Raw genomic sequence first — 18,548 nt, 5'->3', positions numbered from 1 at the left:
GATGAACGACCCCACCCGAGGAGCTCAGGCCCCTGCCGAGGCGGCACGGTTCTGGGAGAACCTCTACCGCGGCAAGGACGCCGTGTGGAAGGGTGACCCCAACCCGGTGCTCGCCGAGACCGCCGCACAGTTCACCCCGCCCGGACGGGCCCTGGACCTGGGCTGCGGCGAAGGCGGCGACACCGTCTGGCTCGCGACCCACGGCTGGCAAGTCACCGCCGTCGACATCGCCCCCACCGCACTGCGACGCGTCACCCAGCACTCAGCCCGCGCAGGCGTCGCCGACCGCGTGAGCCCCCAGCAGCACGACCTCGCCGAAACCTTCCCCGCCGGGACGTTCGACCTAGTCTCCGCCCAGTATCTCCAGACCCCCTACAACCTGCCCCGCGCCGACGTTCTGCGCCGGGCCGCCCACGCCCTCACCCCCGGTGGGCTCCTCCTCATCGTCGACCACGGCTCGGTGCGCCCCTGGGCCTGGAACACCGACCCCGACACCCGCTTCCCCCGCCCGAGGGAAATCTTCGACGAACTCGCCCTCGACCCCGATCGGTTCGCTGCCGCCCGCCTGGCATCCCCCGAGCGCGAGGCGACCGGCCCGGACGGCCAGAAAGCAACCGTGACCGACACTGTCGTCGCCGTCCGGCGCATCTGAAACCCCCCGACCGCACCCCGGCTGACCCTCGTCACGACGCGCGCAGCCTCGTTCTTTCCAGGAGACCCCCCATGGCAGACCTCTTCGAGCCGGTGACCGTCGGCAAGTGGACACTGAACAACCGCATCGTCATGGCACCCATGACCCGCAATCGCGCCACCCCCGACGGCGTACCGACCGACCTCATGGCCACCTACTACGGCCAGCGAGCCACCGCCGGGCTGATCATCACCGAAGGCGTGCAACCCAGCACCGTGGGCCAGGGGTACATGAACTCACCCGGCCTGCACACCCCCGCCCAGACCGCCGCCTGGCGCACTGTCGCCGACGCTGTCCACCAGCACGGCGGGCGCATCGTCGCGCAGATCATGCACGCCGGACGCATCTCACACCCCGACAACAAGCACCACGCCGAAACCGTCGCCCCCAGCGCCATCGCCGCACCCGGCGAGATATTCACCGCCACCGGACCTCAGCCCCACCCCACCCCCCGCGCACTGGGCACTGACGAAATACCCTCCGTCATCGACGAATACGCCCACGCCGCACGGGCCGCCGTCGACGCCGGACTCGACGGCATCGAGCTCCACGCCGCCAATGGCTACCTGCTCCACCAGTTCCTCGCCCCCAACACCAACCAGCGCACCGACTCCTACGGCGGCACCCCCGAGGCACGCGCCCGCTTCGTCATCGAGGTCGCCCAGGCCGTCTCCGACGCCATCGGCAGCGAACGCGTCGGCATCCGCATCTCACCCGCCATCAACCTCCACGGGGCCATCGAGGACAACGCGGACGACACCGCCGCCACCTACCGCACGCTCGTGGACGCCCTCTCCGCTAGGGGGCTGGCCTACCTGCACACCATCGGAGACCCCACCACGCCTCTCATCGAGGACCTCTCCCACCGCTTCGGCGGCCCTCGCATCGTCAGCAACGGCTGGTCCCCGGTCACGGACGCCACCATCGCCCAGTCACTACTCGACAACGACCAGGCCGACCTCGTCGCTGTCGGCCGCGCCTTCATCGCGAACCCCGACCTCGTGCGGCGCTGGCAGACCCAGGCACCCCTGAACCAGCCCGACGCGAACACGTTCTACGGTGGTGACCAACGCGGTTACACCGACTACCAGTCCATGTAACGAGGGCCCGGGGGCCGAGAAGTCACCCTCGCCGCCCTGGAATCTGGCCAACCGTCACCCGACCGGAAACCTGGGTACCTCGCGACGGGCGACGTCCGCCGGCACGGCCCGCCGCGGACGGGGAGCACATCGCCGTGCCGCACTTCCCCAGCGGAGAAGACGGACGAGATGCTCGGCGCGGCACCCGCGGACTCCGCGCCCGCGAGTGGGTGGATGACGTTGCGGAGGACGCCCTCCAACGGCATGGCGTGGGTCCGTACCCAGGCGGCTGTTCTGCGGGGGCCGAGGGCCAGCTCATCGGGCCGGCGCAGCGTGCGCAGCGCGGAGCGGGCCGCGGCGATGAACTCGGCATGCTGATGACGAGGGCGTCACCGCCCTGTGCGGCGGTTCCCGTCCCTCGACGGACACCCGCCTCTGCGGGAAGGCGACCTCGCAATGGTGGGATCGGCTGACCACCACGGCGGCCCACCGCTGCCCGGTCTCAGCGGCCTGGCCCCGCTCAGCATCCGCCGCCCGCAACTGCCTCTACTCCCGCCACGGTGAACCGGCCGACGCTGGCATCTGCAAAACCCTTCCGTCAGCGCGACGATCACCCGCAGCGAGCTGAGCACACTCATCGACCAGGCTGGGGCCCCTGAGGCCGACGACCACGGAGTTCCCGTTCGTCGACCCGATGACATCGCCGAGCAGTACTGGGACATGTCCACCGGCGCGACCAGATCGAGCAGGTCTGCCCTCAGCTCTGGAACGGGCCCCGGGGCGAGGACGTCGTGGTCGGTGTACGGGCGACGGCGGCGAGGACCAGGTGGCTATGGAGGTCTGAGCCGGAGTCCTTTCGCAACGTGTCGGGGAGCCGATGGTGGGCTCTCGGCGTGACCGATCGCGATGAGTTCTGATGTCACTTGCCGCCGCTGATTCGGCCCGTCGGTGCTTGCCCCGGTGGCTTGAGGCCAGGCCGTTTCCTGCGGAGCATCCGATTGTTGGTTGATGTGTGTCGTCGACCGATGCGCGGTGGGCGCGGATGGAGAGCCGTACGGCCCTGGGAGTACGGTCCCATGCCCGGCCCCGCCCCGGAGCACGGTCCCGGGTACGGATTCGTCCTCTGCGCGGACGGATTGACGGTCCGTCGGATGGTCCTCTTGGAGGGCGCCGAGAAGAGCTCCGGCGCCCTACCCAGAGGGGCTTTCCTGTGAACGAACACGCACCGCAGCACCACCGTCCGAACCGCCTCCCCGGTCGCCGACGCGGGGTGGCGGTGACCGTGACCGCGGTGGCCGCCGCCGTGGTGGCCGGCATCCTGGCACCGGCCACGGCCTCGGCCGGACCGCGGCCGGACGTCGTGCAGCAGCGCCTCGACGCCCTGGTCCAGAAGGACCGGGTACCCGCCGCCCTCGCCACCGTCAAGGACCGCGACGGCCGTACCCGCACCTACACCGCCGGGGTCGGCGACGCGGCCACCAGGTCCAAGGTCCCGGGGGACGGGCAGGTGCGTATCGGCAGCAACACCAAGGCGTTCACCGCCGTCGTCGCCCTGCAACTGGTCGCCGAGGGCAAGGTCGGCCTGGACGCGAGCGTGGACACCTACCTGCCCGGCCTGCTGCGCGGCGACGGCATCGACGGCCGGAACATCACGGTCCGCCAGCTGCTCCAGCAAACCAGCGGCCTGCCCGATTACGTCAACCAAGAGGCAATCCTCAACGACCCCAAGCGCTACTTCGAACCGCGCGAACTCCTCGACGCCGCGCTGGCCCAGAAGGCCCACTTCGCGCCCGGCGCCCAGTGGGAGTACAGCAACACCAACTACCTGCTGGCGGGCATGATCGTCCAGAAGGTCACCGGACGCCCTATCGGCGAGGAGATCACCAAGCGCGTCATCGACCGGATCGGCCTGCGCCACACCTACTTCCCCGTCCCCGGGGACATGACGATCCACGAGGCCCACCCCAAGGGCTACCAGCGTGCCGCGGACGGGTCGCTGCGCGACTACACGGAGCTGGACCCGTCCTGGGGCTGGGCGGCCGGCGCGATGGTCTCGACCAACACCGACCTCACCCGGTTCTACGAAGCGCTGCTCGGCGGCCGTCTGCTGCCCGCGGCCCAGCTCGCCCAGATGCGCACCACCGTCCCCGCCGACGCGGTCGGCCCCGGGGTCCGCTACGGCCTCGGCCTGATCAGCCGCCCGCTCTCCTGCGGCGGGCTCTCCTGGGGGCACGGCGGGGGGATCCCGGGCTACTCGACCTTCGGCGGCACCACCGAGGACGGCCGCGCCGTGAACGTCACCCTGACCACGGTCACGGGCAACGCCGACGCCGACAAGCACGCGGACCAGGCCGTGGACGAGGCGCTCTGCCGCTGATCGTCCCCTGGGTGGCCCGCGCCGGTCCTCGGCGCCGGCCACCCCGCCGCACCGCCTCGCACCTCCCCCTCTTTTTCCCACCACTGGAGCCCCGATGAACGAACACACCCCGCAGCGCACGGCGCGCCGCGTCCGCATGGCGCGGTACGCCACGACGGCCACGGCCGCCGCCGGGCTCGCGCTGACCGCCATCGCCCCGACCGCGGCCTCCGCCGCACCGCGCCCGGACGTCGTGCAGCAGCGCCTCGACGCGCTGGTCAAGGACGACGGGATGCCCGCCGCCCTCGCCACCGTCAAGGGCCGCGACGGCCGCAGCCGCACGTACACCGCCGGCGTCGGCGACCTGGCCACCGGGGCCAAGGTCCCGGTCGACGGGCAGATCCGGGCCGGGAGCAACACCAAGGCGTTCACCGCCGTCGTCGTCCTGCAACTGGTCGCCGAGGGCAAGGTCGGCCTGGACGCGAGCGTGGACACCTACCTGCCCGGCCTGCTGCGCGGCGACGGCATCGACGGCCGGAACATCACGGTCCGCCAGCTGCTCCAGCAAACCAGCGGCCTGCCCGAATACATGGACGCCCCCGCGCTGACCGACTTCACCACCATCCAGTACCGCTACTTCGAGCCGCGTGAACTCCTCGACGGGGCACTGGCCCAGAAGGCCCACTTCGCGCCCGGCGCCCAGTGGGAGTACAGCAACACCAACTACCTGGTGGCCGGCCTGCTGATCCAGAAGGTCACCGGCCGCCCCTTCGGCGAGGAGGTCACCAAGCGCGTCATCGACCGGATCGGCCTGCGCCACACCTACGTCCCTGCCACCGGGGAGACCGCCCTCCGCGAGCCCCACCCGCACGGCTACCTGAACACCGGCCCGGACGCGCCGCTGATCGACTACACCGAGATGGACTCCTCGATGGCCTGGTCCGCGGGGGCGGTCGTCTCCACCAACACCGACCTCAACACCTTCTACAGCGCGCTCCTGACGGGCCGTCTGCTGCCCGCCGCCCAGCTCGCCCAGATGCGCACCACCGTCCCTGCCGAGCTCCTGGGCCCTGGCGTCCGCTACGGCCTGGGCATCCAGAGCAGGCCACTGACCTGCGGCGGCCTCGTCTGGGGCCACGGCGGCACCTCCGTGGGCTACCGGACCCGGGGCGGCGTCACGGAGGACGGCCGTGCCGTCAACATCGCCGTCACCACCATCCCGGACGCGCCCACCGCCGAGCGCATGACCGACGCGGTCGACGCGGCCCTCTGCCGCTGACTTCCGCCCGGACCCGCAGCGCAGAGCCTGTCTCCTCGGCCATCCGGGCTGGGCCGTGGCTGTCGGTTCGACGATCGTGCGTGCGCACCGGCACGCGGCCGGGGCCTGTGACAAGGGGCCCCGGCCGGCGAACCGCACGACCATGCCGCCCGGACACTCCCCCGGCGGGCTGACCACGAAGATCGGCCTCGCCGCGGACGGCCGCTGCCGCCCGCAGGCGTTCGTCCCCACGGCCCCGGCCGGTCCGACGACGCCCCCGCGTGGTGCGGTCCGTGAACGCAGCCGACGGCCTTCGTCCTCCAGGCCGCAGCGGTCGACCATCTCGTTGAGCTCGGCCGACCCGGTGGGGGCGCGGTACGGCCGGTGGGGCGGCGGGCGGCGGCGGGGGCTGGGTACCTCGCGGCTGCGCGGCAGTTCTTCGAGAGGGAGGGACACCTCCGGGCCACGCAAGGCGGCGGAAGCCCTGCCGGACGGGACCGAGATCAAGCCCCGTGCCGTCGTCGACGACACCCGGCGCCGGGCCGACAAGCTGTCCGATGAGCAGCGGGCGGAGTGGACCGCTCTGGGGATACGGTGGTGGGCGATGGTGGGCGGATAGCGTCACGGGCAGGCGTCACACGGTAATGCCTGCTGAACGCGAATGCCGGCGCCAGGCCCGGGTACGGCAGGGCGCATCGTCCGGATCGGTACCATCAGCCGCTACAACAGCCAGGACGCGCCCCCGCCACACGTAAACCACTCGGACATCGTTCAGAAGAGCCTCCGCATGGAGGGCTTCCTGGTCAGCAACTACCGCGACCTGCAGGACGAGCTGTATGAGGTCGCGGTCCCCCATTTGCAGAGCGGCCGGCTGGCGCTGGACCAGACGGTGGCGGACGGGTTCGCACACATTGTGGACGCGTTCCTGGGAATGCTGCACGGCAAGAACACCGGAAAGATCATCGTGCGGGGCCACGCGTAGGTCTGGTCCGGCCGCCGCTCGCGTGCGCATCGCTTCGGCGGCCGCTCGCCGAAGCCTGGAATGCCAGGTCAGGTCAGGTCAGAGCGGAACCACCGGCCCTGGTGGCGGGGGTTCGTCGACGGTCGCCTTCTTCTCGACGCGCCGGGAGCCGACCCTCGTACTGGACGGCAGCGGTGCTGGGCGGGGCCGCCGCCGCGGGACTGTCCTTCTTCCTCCCCACCGGGCCGGCCGGTCCCGGTGGGGCGCGGCCGGTCCCCGGGACACCGCCGGTTTGACGGGCGGCCCGGTCGGGATACCCATCGCACATGATCCCCTCCCGGGTCGAGGAGACCCTGCCGGAACTGGTCCCGTTCCTCCGCGCCGTGCAGGCGCGGCGACCCGACGACGGCACCTGGTGCGAGGCGTGGACGGTACGGGACATCCTGGTCCACCAGACGGGCAACGCCGAGGAACTGGCCCGGGTGCTCCAGGCGTGCCTCGCGGGAACACCTGTGGAGACCAGGGGCTTCGAGCGTGAGGCCCCGTACCGGCGGATGTCCGACCCGGAACTCTGGGCCGCCTTCCTGGGCCACTGCGAACAGCTCGCTGAGACCGCCGCTGCCGCCGCGCGGGACCTGTCCCCGCACACGGAGGTCGTGTGGACCGGCCGGACTGTGGAAGTGACGTTCTTCGCGGAACACATGCGCGAGGAGCTGATCCTGCACCGCTGGGACCTGACCGGCGACGACCCCACCGCCGTGCGGGCACTCGACGAACCATGGATGACCGAGCACAGTGTGGTGTCGGTCGGCCGCCCGCTGCTGGCCCGGGGCCGCGCCGGACTGGACCTGGGACCCGGCGGCGGACCGTTCGAAGGACGGTTGCGCACGCCGGGCACGGACGACGTCGTCGTGCGTGCCGACACCGACGACTACAGCGACGGCGACGGCGACGGATGCAGCATCCGCCTGGCCGCTCCCGAAGGTCCCGCCACGATCGAGAGCGACGCCGCCACCCGGGTGCTGCTGCTGTGGGGACGGCGTCCCGCCGACCCGTCACGCTGGCACAGCAGCGCCGATCCGCAGGCCCTGCGCAGGGTACGCGCCCTCCTGAGCGGCTACTGAGGGATGAGCGCTCGTGCGGCGGGGGCGCCAACAGCAAGGGCGCCCGCACGCGGTCCAACGTGGACGTCCTGGTGAACGACGCCGGGATCATGGACAGCATGTCGGCCCTGGCCGACGTGAGCGACCCCGAGTGGGAGCGGGTCATCAGGGTCGATCTGGCCCCCTTCCTCCTCGCCCGTGCCGTACTGCCGCACATGCCGGCAGCAGGCCGCGGCACCACGTGAACACCGCCTCCGAAGCCTCCCTGCGGCAGCACGGCGGGCGGCGTCCAAGCACGGTGTCGTGGGACTGACGAAGTCGCTGGCGGTGATGTACCGGAAGAACGGCATGCGCTCCAACCCCGTCTGCCCGGGCGGCACCGCGACCGCCATCGCGGTCGACGTCGACCAGAGGGCGCACGGCCCGACGGTGCCCGGACCGCACTTCGTCAACCTCGGCCGCGTGCCCCAGCCGGAGGAACAGGCCGCGGCGTTCCTGTTCCTCCCATCGGAGGCCGCGAGTAAGAGGCCGACTTCTCCCGTCGTTTCATCCAGACATCTGCGGCTGGTGTGCCTTTGCGGGGTCGTGCCAGGAGATGGTGTTCGCGCCGGTGAGGCGGCGGGCCATGAGGTCGGTCATGGCGAGGTGGATCACGGCCTCGGAGCGGGCGGACAGAGTCTCGTAGTCGTAGTCGCGGGCGCGTCGGTGCAGATCCGCCAGCCGTAGGTCCGCTCGACCGCCCACCGTTCCGGGATCGGGGTGAATCCCATGGCCCCAGGGGTGCGGTCGGTGATTTCCATGTCGATGCCGAGGGTGGCTGCGTGCTCGACGAGGTGCCGGCGGTAACCACCGTCCAGCCACACCTTGCGGATGCCGGGGTGGTCAGCGGCGACCTGGTCCAAGAGCCGAGCGCCGGCGACGCAGTCCTGCACGCTCGCCGCTCGCAGGCGAGGACCGACAGGATCACCATGCGCGACGAAGCCTCCCGCCGCCTTCGTGCGGCAGCCTCGGACGCTGCCGCACGGGTGAGCCGCTGGTGTCTACTGTCGGTGGCCGTAGCCTGTGCGGCGCAGGGCGATGACCGCGGCGTCGTCGTCGAGTCGGCCGCCGGCGTGCGCGATCAGGTCGTGCCGCAGAAGATGCACCAGTTCCTCGGGGCGGCGGGCCGCCCACTGACCGACCCGCTCGGCGAGTGGGTAGAAGGTGCCGTCGGCGTTGCGGGTCTCGATGACGCCGTCGGTGTAGAGCAGAAGTGTGTCGCCGGGTTCGAAGGAGAAGACGTCGACGGTGTCATCGGTCGGTCCCAGGCCGCCGACCCCGAGGGGGAGTGCCGGATGAAGCGCGACGGTGCCGGCGCCGTTGGAGCTGAGCAGCAGCGGTGGCGGGTGCCCGCAGCTGATGACCCGGGTGATGTTGTCCTCGTCGGAAATCTCCACCAGCAGCGCGGTGGCGAAGCGTTCCTCGGCTTCCGCGGTGGGCCCCAGGTGGGCCAGGTTCCGGGTGACGCTGCGTTCCAGGGCGGCAGCCAGCGTCGGCAGAGTGGCGTGCTGGTGAGTGGCTTCCCGGAAGGCACTGATGAGCAGGGCCGCCTCGCCGACGGCGGGCAGGCCTTTGCCTCGTACGTCGCCGATCATGACGCGGGTGCCGGCTTCGGTGGGGGTGGCGGCGTAAAGGTCGCCGCCGATCTGGGCATCGTCCTCGGCGGCCAGATAGAGCACGGCGATCTGCACGCAGCCGAGCCGGTCGGGCAGTGGCCACAGCAGTGCGTGCCGTGTGGCCTCGGCGATGGTCCGCATGCGTGCCAGCTGGTGGCTGCGGCGATCGCGTATCACGCAGAAGATGACGACCATGGCGGACAGCACCGCCAGGGCGAGGATCTGCACCAGGACGTTGCGTGTCGTGAGCACGTCGAAGTGCCAGCCGATGTACGCCTGCGCGCCCACGGCGAGCAATCCGATCAGCGCGGTCACCCCGGCATTGGCGAAGTAGGCGGTGACTGCGGGAGCGACGACCAGCAACGGACTGAGGTGGACGTCCTCCGGCACAAGCTGGTCCACCGCCGTGATCACCACGATGAGTGCGACAGGAATCGCCAGCAGCGCATGACTCTGCGTCCTTCGGTGCGGCAGGAAGTCTTGCTTGATCCGCACTTTCCCCATATTGCCACGGGCACGGCTGGCACGCGAGCGCTTCGCGCCTGCGGCACGGCGTGTTCGCGCGCCGCCTTCCCGGCCGCACCCCCCAGCAGCCGACAGCCGACCAAGGAAGGTCGTGGCGAAGCCCAGGACCATGACGAAGAGGCGAGGCCGGCGACGGCCGTCGGCATCTCGAGCCGCTGAGGTGCTTGTGCGAAGACTTGAGCAGGCAGAAGGAGCGAGCAGTTACGTAAGCGGGTCGTTACACACGCATGCTGGCCACAGACCTCACCGCGGGCATGCTCGCAAGCGGCGCAGCCGTTGAGCTTGTTCCGCTTTGACGGACACCATCGGTGTGATGGTCAGGCCCGCAAGGGCGGCCTCGTAGTCGGCGGGTGTGCGGTAGCCGAGGCTGCGGTGCAGCCGCTGCGAGTTGTACCAGCTCTCGATCCACTCGAAAATCGCGGTGCGGGCGGCTGCCCAGCTGGGCCAGGGGCGGGTGTCGGTCAGCTTGCCGAAGTTGGTCACCGCACACAGACAGGGCCGGAACTCCTGCGGCCGGTCTCCTCCGTAGAGCCGGATGAGCGGGGAGCCGGCGGCTGTCCCGGCCGCCCTCGCCCCGGCGGCCGCGCAGACCGTGACCACGAACAGCCAGAAGGTGTCCGCCTACGAAGCAGCTGGTGGCCAGCGCCTGGACAGTGAGCGTCACCGCGTGGACGCCGCGCGCGCCGTGCCGGTCCGCCAGATGACCGACGGTGACGCCCAGGACCAGCGCGGCCACACCGGCCGAGCCGAGTCCGAGCCCCACCTGACCTGCCGGAAGGTGGACCGCCTCGGTGAAGTGGAGCACCCCGGCCGTCAGATGGAGGCCGTAGCCCATGGTGCAGACGAAGTTTCGTGGCCGCGAGGACGCGCTGCGGCGGGGTGTCCGGTACCAGGCGGGGCATGCGGGACTCCACGTCACAGGTGGAGAAGCGGGGGCCCGGAAGGCCTGTGGCACGCCACTCGCATTATCAAGAGTGTCGCCACGGCCGCCCGGCCGCCCCGGCTGATCAGCCGATGGGCTCGGCCACGATGAGCTGGAACCGCTCGAAGGACAGCTTCAGGGTGTTGTGCCGAGCAGTGGCAGTTCCGAGTGACTTGCCGGTGAACGGGTCGGTCAGGCGGTACCGCGTGCGGCCCAGACCGCGCAGCTCGACCGTCCCGTCCCACTGGTCGGCGTAGAAGGCGTAGTGGAGGGTCCGCTTCTTGGCCACGACATGCGCCTCGGGCTTGTCGAAGCCGATGTCGTACAGCTCACCGCGGTACTCGCCGGTGGACAGCATGTTCTTCTCGTACAGGGACACCCACTTGCGCCAGAGGACCTCCTTCTCCGGGGTGAGGTCGGTCGCCTTGTCCGGGGCTCCGGTTCCGGGGAGGGTGAACTTGGTCGACAGGACGGCTCCGACCCCGTAGGAGGACGCGAAGTCGTTCCCGCCGTCGCTCAGCTCGACGTGGTCGCCGGCGTAGCTGCTGCCCGCGCCCATCAGCGCCTTCATCGACTTGCCCTTGCTCCGGACCTGGTAGGAGGACTCCGGGTCCGAGCTGGGGTACTGGTCGACGTAGGGCAGGTTGTGGAAGGCGAAGGCGGTGCCGCAGGGGCAGAGCTCGACGAGGGCGTCGGGGTTCGCCTCGTGCACGGCTTCGTGGATCGCCTTCCAGAACAGGGCCACGCCCTCGGTGGATTCCTCGGGGCGGGCGTGCCGGTGCTTCGGGTTGTGGCAGGGCGCGACGCTGTTGAGGTGCTGGCCGTCGATCTTGAGCCCCTCGTAACCCCAGTCGCCGATGAACCTCTTCGCCTGCTCGACGAAGTAGTCCACCGTCGGCTGGTAGGCCGGACAGAGGGTGTAGGCGTCCCACCAGGTGACGTCCTGCTTGTTGCCGTCGCGGTCCAGCAGCAGCATGTCGGGCCGGTCCCGGAACAGGTTGCTGTCGGGGTCCGCCGCCAGCGGGGCCCACCACAGGCGCGGCCGCAGACCGGCGTCCCGTATCTCCTTGGTGAAGGCCCGCATGTCCGCTTCGCCGCGCGGGAACTTCACCGTGTTGATGTCCCAGTCGCCCTCGTTGGTCTGCCAGCCGTCGTCGAGCGCGGCCCAGCGCAGACCGACCTCGTGCGCCTTCGGCAGCGCTCCGGTGACCTGCTCGGTGGCGAAGCCGCGCTCGTAGCCCCAGGCACACCAGATGGGCTCGAAGGCCGAGGCGGGGACCTTGGGGGCGCGCTGGCCGATGTCGCTCATGTAGTCGCGGTACCGCTGGAGCGGCACGAAGTGGTCGCCCGGGAGGGCGGTCAGGAACGTGGTGTCGGTGCTGAGCCGACGGCCCGGCTTCAGGGTGCGGGCGGTGTCGTCCTGGATGGCGATGCTCGCTCCGGCGGCCGTCTTGCGGACCGGCATGCGCAGGACCGTCGCCACGGGCTCGACATGCCCGACGGAGAGGCCCGCGCCCCGGCGCCAGACGGTCGCCAGCGGGGTGCCGCCGCCATAGTCGGAGGAGTCCATCCCCAACGAGTTCTCCTGGACATAGCCGTCCTTCACCGGCATCACCCAGTCGCGGCGGTCCGTGTGCGTGGTACCGGAGAAGGTGTAGAAGCCGCCGGGAGTCCCCAGGAGTTCGTGGGCTCCGTTGCGCCACCCGGTCACCTTCAGCACGGTGGAGGATCTGTTGGTGTAGGTCACCTTCATCACGATCATGCCGGTAAGACGCTCGAAGGAGGTAAGCACGACCGTCTTCTGTACGCCTTCCTTGGACGTGCCCTCGATCGTCACCCGGACGCCCGCGCCGTGGCGGGGGTGCCGGGTGTCGCGGGTCCGGTGCCCGCGGTAGGCGAACGCGTCGATGGCCTTACCGCCGACCAGCAGGGCTTCACCGGCGTCGAAGCGGGTGAGGTCGACGCCCTTGAGCGCCACCCGGCTGCGCAGTTGGTCGTCGAACTCCAGGGTGATGGAGGTGTCCCCGACTCCGACGAGGTCAGGATCCGAGTTCGGTGCGGCGGCCGCGGGTGAGGCGCCCATGGCCACGGCGGGGAAGGCGGCCAGGCCGGCACCCCCCAGCGCCACCTTCAGTACGCTTCGCCGGTTCATGTCCGTCATGTCGAACTCTCTTTCGGTCGTGCCTGCCCGACTGGGGCAGCCGCCTCTTGTCCGTCGTTGTGGATCGTCGAAGTCGAGCCGCACGCTCGCGACGAAGCGACCGTCCGTATGGCTGGTCGATGCCTGGTCTACTACCGGTCTACGCAGTGGGTCGGCTGAGGTCAGGGGACGGCGTATCGTGCGAACGGGAACCCCAGTGCGAGGTCACCTCCGGCGGTAGCGGGCGGGCATCCTCGGTGAGCTGCGCCAACGCTGCCTCGATCCCCGGCGGGTGCCCGGGGCACGGCGAAACGGAAGGTCGCTCACGGGCGACTTCTTCATCATCGGGTGGCCTGCTTCGAGAACGTAAGCGGTATTCGAGTGGCATGTCAACGGGTGGGCCTCCTGGTCGAGGGTTCGCACCGTCGATCGGATTGGTATGCTTCTGGTATGACAGATGTGAGAACATCGATGCCCAGAGGCCTGTTCGGTGACGACGTCCTCCCGTTGTACGAGCGCACAGCCAAGCAGTTGCTCGACGACCTGCGTGCCGCTGCCGCCCGCCCCGGTGACCGGCTGCCCTCCGAACGGGCTCTGGTCGACCGGTACGCCGTGTCGCGCGTGACGCTGCGAGCGGCCCTCGCGCAATTGGAGTCGCGGGGCATCGTGCGGCCGTCGTCGTCGCGGGGGTGGTTCGTCGCCGAGCTCGGTCTGCTCCCCGAGGCGACGATGACGTCCGCCTCGGCGGCCCCGCAGGTCCAGGGGTTCGCCGACTATGCGCAGGTCAACGGCTTGACGACGGCCGGCAAGGTGCTCTCCGCCACCGTTCGCCCGGCCACGGTGTCCGAGGCCGAGCAGCTCCGGATCGCTCCGGGCGCCGACCTCTTCGACCTCCACCGACTGCGCTTCCTCGACGGCCTGCTCGTCGTGCTCGAGCACAACCGGCTTCCGTTGGCGGCCTGCCCTGCCCTGGCCGAGACCGACTTCAATACGGCCTCGCTCTACGCCACCCTGCGCGCCGCCGACCCGCCGCAGCTGCCCCGCATCGCCGACTATTCGGTCGAGGCCCGCCACCCGACGCCACGGGAGATCGAGCTGTTCGAGATCGAGGAGACCATGCCGATGCTCGTCGCGACCCAGCTGACGTCGAACCAGGAATCACGCCCGATCGAACTGACCGTCCAGGTCTACCGGGGGGATCGCTACCGGTTCCGGGCCTCCATCACCAACCAGACTTAAACGATCACCAATCGGTTGGGACGATCACCGCGGACCTGTCGGCTCCTGTGCATACCAGATGCATACCAGAATAAGACTATTGACGACCCCCAATAAGACCAGTACTGTCCAAAATGAGCCGCAGGCCATGACGGCACATTGGCTTGCGATACACGTTGAGTAAGGGGTTGGCAATGCAGAGCCCATTGAGCGAGGTGGTCCGGCGTCAGAAGGCCGGACAGCCGCAGGGCATCACCTCGGTGTGTTCGGCTCATCCGCTGGTCATCGAGGCAGCCGTGGTGCAAGCACGGGAGACCGGCGGTCATGTACTGGTGGAGGCGACCTCGAACCAGGTCGACCAGTACGGCGGTTACACGGGCATGCGGCCCGCGGACTTCCGCGACCTCGTGTACGGCATAGCCGCCGAAAGTGGTCTGCCACTGGACCGCGTGATTCTCGGCGGCGACCACCTCGGACCGAACCGGTGGCAGTCCCTGACGCCCGACGAGGCGATGGAGCGGGCCGACGCCCTGGTCGCCTCCTACGTGGCGGCGGACTTCACCAAGATCCACCTGGACTGCAGCTTCGCCTGCGCCGGTGACCCCGTACCGCTGACCGACGACGTGGTCGCCGAACGCGCCGCGCAGCTGATCCGGGTGGCCGAGGAGACGGCCGGCCCCGAGCGGGCCGAGCGGATCCGGTACGTGATCGGTACCGAGGTGCCCACACCCGGCGGCGCGCACGAGACGCTCGACGCGCTCGTCCCGACCACGCCCGAGGCGGCGCGCACCACTCTGGAGCAGCACCGCAAGGCGTTCGCCCAGCACGGCATCGACGAGGTCTGGCCGCGCGTCATGGCCCTCGTGGTCCAGCCGGCCGTCGAGTTCGACCATGTGCAGGTCGTCGACTACCGGCGCGAGCTGACCGAGGAGCTGCGCAAGGTCCTCGACGACGAGCCCACCATGGTCTACGAGGCCCACTCGACCGACTACCAGACCGCCGAGGCGCTCACCGCGCTGGTCGAGGACCACTGGGCGGTCCTCAAGGTGGGCCCCGGGCTGACCTTCGCCCTGCGCGAGGCGCTGTTCGCCCTCGCCGCGATCGAGGACGAGCTGGTCCCGGCCGCCGAGCAGTCACGCCTGCCCGAGGTCGTCGAGGAGCGGATGCTCGCCGAGCCCGCCAAGTGGGAGGGCTACTACCCGGGCAGCGCTGCCGAGCAGCGCCTCGCACGCCGCTACAGCTACAGCGACCGGATGCGTTACTACTGGCCCGACCCTGAGATCGAAAAGGCCCAGGCCCGGCTGATGGACAACCTCTCGGCCGTGGACATCCCCCTGCCGCTGCTCAGCGCCCACCTCCCGCTCCAGTACGCCCGCGTCCGCCACGGCGAGCTCGCCGCCCGGCCGCGCGACCTGGCCGTGGACCACGTCCGCGACGTTCTGCGCGACTACGACCGCGCCTCCCACCCCCACCTGATGGAGCACGTGTGACCACGCCCCCCGGCGCCCTGTCCCTGGACGACGGCGCCGCCCACACCGTCCGCGAGATCGCCCAGCAGCCCGCCCTGTGGCGGGAGGTCGACCGGATCGTCGCGGCCTCCCGGGAGTCGCTGGACGCCTTCGTGCGTCCGCTCGTCGCCCGCGGTGACCTGCGCGTCGTACTCACCGGTGCCGGCACCTCCGCGTTCGCGGGCCAGGTGCTCCAGCCCGCCCTGGCCCGGCGCCTGGGACGCCGCGTCGACGCGGTCCCCACCACGGACCTCGTCGCCGACCCCCGCGGCTGTCTCGCCGAGGACGTTCCCACGCTGCTGGTCTCCTTCGCGCGCTCGGGTGACAGCCCGGAGTCCGTGGCCGCCACCGCCCTGGCCGACCAGGTCCTCTCCGAGGTGCACCACCTCGTGATCACCTGCAACGAGCAGGGCCGCCTGGCCCGCGAGCACGCGGAGCTGCCGAAGTCCCACGTGCTGCTGATGCCGGCCGCGTCCAACGACCGCGGTTTCGCCATGACGTCGAGCTTCACGTGCATGACGCTCGCGGCACTGCTCGCTCTCGGCGGCAGCGCCTACGACGGGGTCGCCGAACGCCTGGCCGAGGCGGTCGAGTCGATCTGCGAGAGCGACGCCGTGGACCGCACCGTCGGCGCCCTCGTGGCCCGCGTGCCCGAGCGCATCGTCTTCCTGGGCAGCGGCCCGCTGAAGGGCCTCGCCGAGGAGTCGGCGCTGAAGGTGCTCGAACTCACCGGTGGGAGGCTCATGGCCGTCTCGGAGACCTCGCTGGGATTCCGGCACGGTCCCAAGGCGGTGCTCAACGACCGTTCGGTCGCCGTGGTGTACATGTCGAACGACCCCTACACCCGCAAGTACGACCAGGACATCTCCGCGGAGCTGCGCGGAAATCTTCCCGCCGGCAGCGTCGTCACAGTCTCCGCGGGCCCCGACGCGGAAGCGGACGGCAACGACGCCTGGCCGCTGCCGGGCCTCGACGGCGTCGAGGACGTCGCCCTGGCGCTGTCCGCTGTGGTGTACGCCCAGCTCATCGCCCTGCGCGCCTCCCAGGCCCAGGGCCTGCGGGCCGACAACCCGTTCCCCTCGGGTGAGATCAACCGCGTCGTGCAGGGCGTGACCCTGCACTCCTTGCACAACTGATCAAAGGCATCAACGGCGCGGATCCAGGGCGCCGGACGGAGGTACAACGATGTTCCTAGGTGTCGACGGTGGCGGTACGAAAACCGCATTCTGCCTGGTCGACCGGGGCGGACAAGTCGTGGCGCGAGCGCAGGCGGCAAGTTCGTACTACTTCTCCCACGGCATCGAGCTCGTCGAGCGTGTGCTGGGGGAAGGCGTCGACGCTGTCTGTACGGCGGCCGAGCTGACCCCCGCCGACATCGAGTACGCCTTTTTCGGCTTGCCCGGTTACGGGGAGGCGGCCCGCGATCTGCCCGTCCTGAACGCGACCCCGCGAGCCGTGCTCGGACACGACCGCTACGCCTGCGACAACGACATGGTCTGCGGCTGGGCCGGTTCACTGGGCGCGGTCGACGGCATCAACGTCATCAGCGGCACCGGCTCCATGACCTACGGCGAGCGGCTGGGCCGGGGCGTGCGCGTCGGTGGCTGGAGCGAGATGTTCGGCGATGAGGGATCGGCGCACTGGATCGCGGTCCGCGGCCTCAACGCCTTCTCGCGGATGGGCGACGGACGGCTCCCCCAGGGCCCCCTGGCCGAGGTGTTCCGGCGCCACCTGGATCTCGCGTCCGACCTCGACGTGATCGACGTCGTCCACAACCAGTGGCAGGGCGACCGCAGCCGGATCGCCGCGCTCAGCCGCTCGGTGGCCGAGGCGGCCGGTCTGGGCGACGAGGCCGCCTCGGCGATCCTCGCCGAGGCCGGCCGGGAACTCGCCCTGCTCGTCGAAGTCACCCGCGAGCGGCTGGAGTTCGGCCCGGACGAGACCGTGCCGGTCTCCTACTCGGGCGGCACCTTCGGCGCGGACGCGGTTCTGGAGGCGTTCGCCACCGGACTGAAGAGTCGTTTCACCCACTACGAACTGCGACACCCTCTGTACGAGCCCGTCGTAGGTGCCGCCCTGTACGCGGCGAAAATCGCCGGAACCCCGCTCGACCAGCCCGCGCTCGACGCGCTGCGCATGGCCTCCGGGATCTCTGCCTCAGAAGGGGAAGACCGATGAACAGAGGCACGAAGAGCTGGATCCTGTACGCGTCGCTGCTGGTCCTGTTCTGGGGTGTGTGGGGCGCCTTCTCCAGCGAGCCGAACAGCAGGTACGGCTACCCCAACGAGATGATCTACATCATCTGGGCCTTCACGATGCTCATACCCGCGTACTTCGCGATGCGCGGCAACACGTTCGACCGCCGGCCGATCGCCGCCGTGTACGGACTGATCGCGGGACTGACCGGCGCCGGCGGCCAACTCCTGCTGTTCCACGCGCTCGCCAACGGCCCGGCGTACCTGATCTTCCCCCTGGTGTCGCTCTCGCCGGTGGTCACCGTCCTCATGGCGATGGCGCTGCTGCGGGAGCGGATCAACCGGCTCGCCCTGGTGGGTGTCGTCGCGGCGCTGGCGGCGATCGTGCTGCTCAGCATTCCCAGCGGCAGGGACGACTCGAACTCGCACGGCCCGTGGTTGCTGATGGCCATCCTGATCTGTGTGGCCTGGGGCGTGCAGGCGTTCTGCATGCGCAAGGCCGCGGTGGTCGGGGTCAACGACGCGACGACCTTCGGCTGGATGACCATCAGCGGACTGCTGCTGGTTCCGGTGGCGTTCGTGATGATGGGCGATTTCCCGTCCCACGCTCCGTGGCAGGCGCCGGCACTCACCGCGGTGACGCAGGTCCTCAACGCGGTCGGCGCGTTGTTCCTGGTCATGGCGTTCAGCCGGGGCAAGGCCACGGTCGTCGCCCCCATCACCAACGCGCTGGCCCCGGTGCTGACCATCGTGCTGTCCCTGGCGGTCTACCGGACGCTCCCGAACGTGTGGGGCGCCCTCGGTATCGTGCTGGCCCTCGCGGGCTCGACCCTGATGGTCTACAGCGACGAGAAGAGCGGCGAGAACTCCGTCGCCCCGGGCGCGGCGGACGACGGCGCGGACGTGAGTCCGGTCCCGCAGAAGTCCTGATCGCCCA

At 70.3% G+C, this 18,548-nt stretch carries 14 protein-coding genes and 4 pseudogenes; 14 read left to right on the top strand and 4 right to left on the bottom strand.

Annotated elements, in window-relative coordinates; translation table 11 throughout:
• Window position 1: 1 nt before the first annotated feature.
• From AB0G56_RS32280 to AB0G56_RS32240, 9 genes and pseudogenes are all read left to right on the top strand, one after another.
• A complete protein-coding gene (locus AB0G56_RS32280) occupies window positions 2-652 on the top strand; it encodes a class I SAM-dependent methyltransferase (protein WP_360976433.1) in 651 nt (216 codons plus the stop codon).
• A 71-nt stretch (window positions 653-723) separates the two neighbouring features.
• Window positions 724-1,791, top strand: a complete 1,068-nt coding sequence (locus AB0G56_RS32275; RefSeq protein WP_360976430.1) for an alkene reductase — start codon at window positions 724-726, stop codon at window positions 1,789-1,791.
• A 1,249-nt stretch (window positions 1,792-3,040) separates the two neighbouring features.
• Window positions 3,041-4,147, top strand: a complete 1,107-nt coding sequence (locus AB0G56_RS32270) for a serine hydrolase domain-containing protein (RefSeq protein WP_360976465.1) — start codon at window positions 3,041-3,043, stop codon at window positions 4,145-4,147.
• A gap of 94 nt (window positions 4,148-4,241) precedes the next feature.
• A complete protein-coding gene (locus tag AB0G56_RS32265; protein ID WP_360976427.1) occupies window positions 4,242-5,405 on the top strand; it encodes a serine hydrolase domain-containing protein in 1,164 nt (387 codons plus the stop codon).
• Window positions 5,406-5,547: 142 nt separating this feature from the next.
• Window positions 5,548-6,003: a hypothetical protein gene (locus AB0G56_RS32260; protein ID WP_360976424.1), complete on the top strand. Its 456-nt coding sequence runs from the start codon at window positions 5,548-5,550 to the stop codon at window positions 6,001-6,003.
• Window positions 6,004-6,072: 69 nt separating this feature from the next.
• A pseudogene (locus AB0G56_RS32255) lies at window positions 6,073-6,366 on the top strand (NADP-dependent oxidoreductase); the annotation flags it as partial.
• 305 nt (window positions 6,367-6,671) lie between these two features.
• Complete coding sequence (locus tag AB0G56_RS32250; protein ID WP_360976421.1) at window positions 6,672-7,469, top strand: maleylpyruvate isomerase N-terminal domain-containing protein; 798 nt, start codon at window positions 6,672-6,674, stop codon at window positions 7,467-7,469.
• A 59-nt stretch (window positions 7,470-7,528) separates the two neighbouring features.
• On the top strand, window positions 7,529-7,693 hold the full coding sequence (locus AB0G56_RS32245; RefSeq protein WP_360976418.1) for an SDR family NAD(P)-dependent oxidoreductase: 165 nt from the start codon (window positions 7,529-7,531) through the stop codon (window positions 7,691-7,693).
• Window positions 7,647-7,910, top strand: a pseudogene (locus AB0G56_RS32240) (SDR family oxidoreductase); the annotation flags it as partial. The gene AB0G56_RS32245 and the pseudogene AB0G56_RS32240, both read left to right, overlap by 47 nt.
• 84 nt (window positions 7,911-7,994) lie before the next feature.
• Here the strand turns inward: AB0G56_RS32240 and AB0G56_RS32235 are convergent.
• The 4 genes and pseudogenes from AB0G56_RS32235 to AB0G56_RS32220 form a co-directional block, all read right to left on the bottom strand.
• Window positions 7,995-8,389, bottom strand: a pseudogene (locus AB0G56_RS32235) (IS5/IS1182 family transposase); the annotation flags it as partial.
• Between the two features lie 99 nt (window positions 8,390-8,488).
• Window positions 8,489-9,739 carry a PP2C family protein-serine/threonine phosphatase gene (locus AB0G56_RS32230; RefSeq protein WP_360976415.1) on the bottom strand — a complete coding sequence of 417 codons (1,251 nt, stop codon included), beginning with the start codon at window positions 9,737-9,739 and terminating at the stop codon, window positions 8,489-8,491.
• Window positions 9,740-9,871: 132 nt separating this feature from the next.
• A pseudogene (locus AB0G56_RS32225) lies at window positions 9,872-10,075 on the bottom strand (integrase core domain-containing protein); the annotation flags it as partial.
• A 560-nt stretch (window positions 10,076-10,635) separates the two neighbouring features.
• A complete protein-coding gene (locus AB0G56_RS32220) occupies window positions 10,636-12,711 on the bottom strand; it encodes a glycoside hydrolase family 36 protein (RefSeq protein WP_360976412.1) in 2,076 nt (691 codons plus the stop codon).
• A gap of 429 nt (window positions 12,712-13,140) precedes the next feature.
• Here AB0G56_RS32220 and AB0G56_RS32215 point away from each other — a divergent pair, with 429 nt between their 5' ends.
• The 5 genes from AB0G56_RS32215 (at window position 13,141) to AB0G56_RS32195 (ending at window position 18,541) form a co-directional block, all read left to right on the top strand.
• Window positions 13,141-13,929, top strand: a complete 789-nt coding sequence (locus AB0G56_RS32215) for a GntR family transcriptional regulator (RefSeq protein WP_360976409.1) — start codon at window positions 13,141-13,143, stop codon at window positions 13,927-13,929.
• Window positions 13,930-14,102: 173 nt separating this feature from the next.
• Window positions 14,103-15,398 (top strand): D-tagatose-bisphosphate aldolase, class II, non-catalytic subunit, encoded by a 1,296-nt coding sequence (locus AB0G56_RS32210; protein ID WP_360976406.1) that lies wholly within the window; start codon window positions 14,103-14,105, stop codon window positions 15,396-15,398.
• Window positions 15,395-16,552 carry an SIS domain-containing protein gene (locus tag AB0G56_RS32205; protein WP_360976403.1) on the top strand — a complete coding sequence of 386 codons (1,158 nt, stop codon included), beginning with the start codon at window positions 15,395-15,397 and terminating at the stop codon, window positions 16,550-16,552. The genes AB0G56_RS32210 and AB0G56_RS32205 overlap by 4 nt, the downstream gene beginning before the upstream one ends.
• 49 nt (window positions 16,553-16,601) lie before the next feature.
• Window positions 16,602-17,594: a BadF/BadG/BcrA/BcrD ATPase family protein gene (locus tag AB0G56_RS32200; protein WP_360976400.1), complete on the top strand. Its 993-nt coding sequence runs from the start codon at window positions 16,602-16,604 to the stop codon at window positions 17,592-17,594.
• Window positions 17,591-18,541: a DMT family transporter gene (locus AB0G56_RS32195; protein ID WP_360976397.1), complete on the top strand. Its 951-nt coding sequence runs from the start codon at window positions 17,591-17,593 to the stop codon at window positions 18,539-18,541. Before AB0G56_RS32200 ends, AB0G56_RS32195 begins: the two co-directional genes overlap by 4 nt.
• Window positions 18,542-18,548: the final 7 nt, after the last annotated feature.

This window comes from Streptomyces sp. NPDC021356 (genome assembly GCF_040641015.1).
Lineage (GTDB): Bacteria > Actinomycetota > Actinomycetes > Streptomycetales > Streptomycetaceae > Streptomyces.
This window is presented reverse-complemented; position numbering and strand designations above follow the sequence as displayed.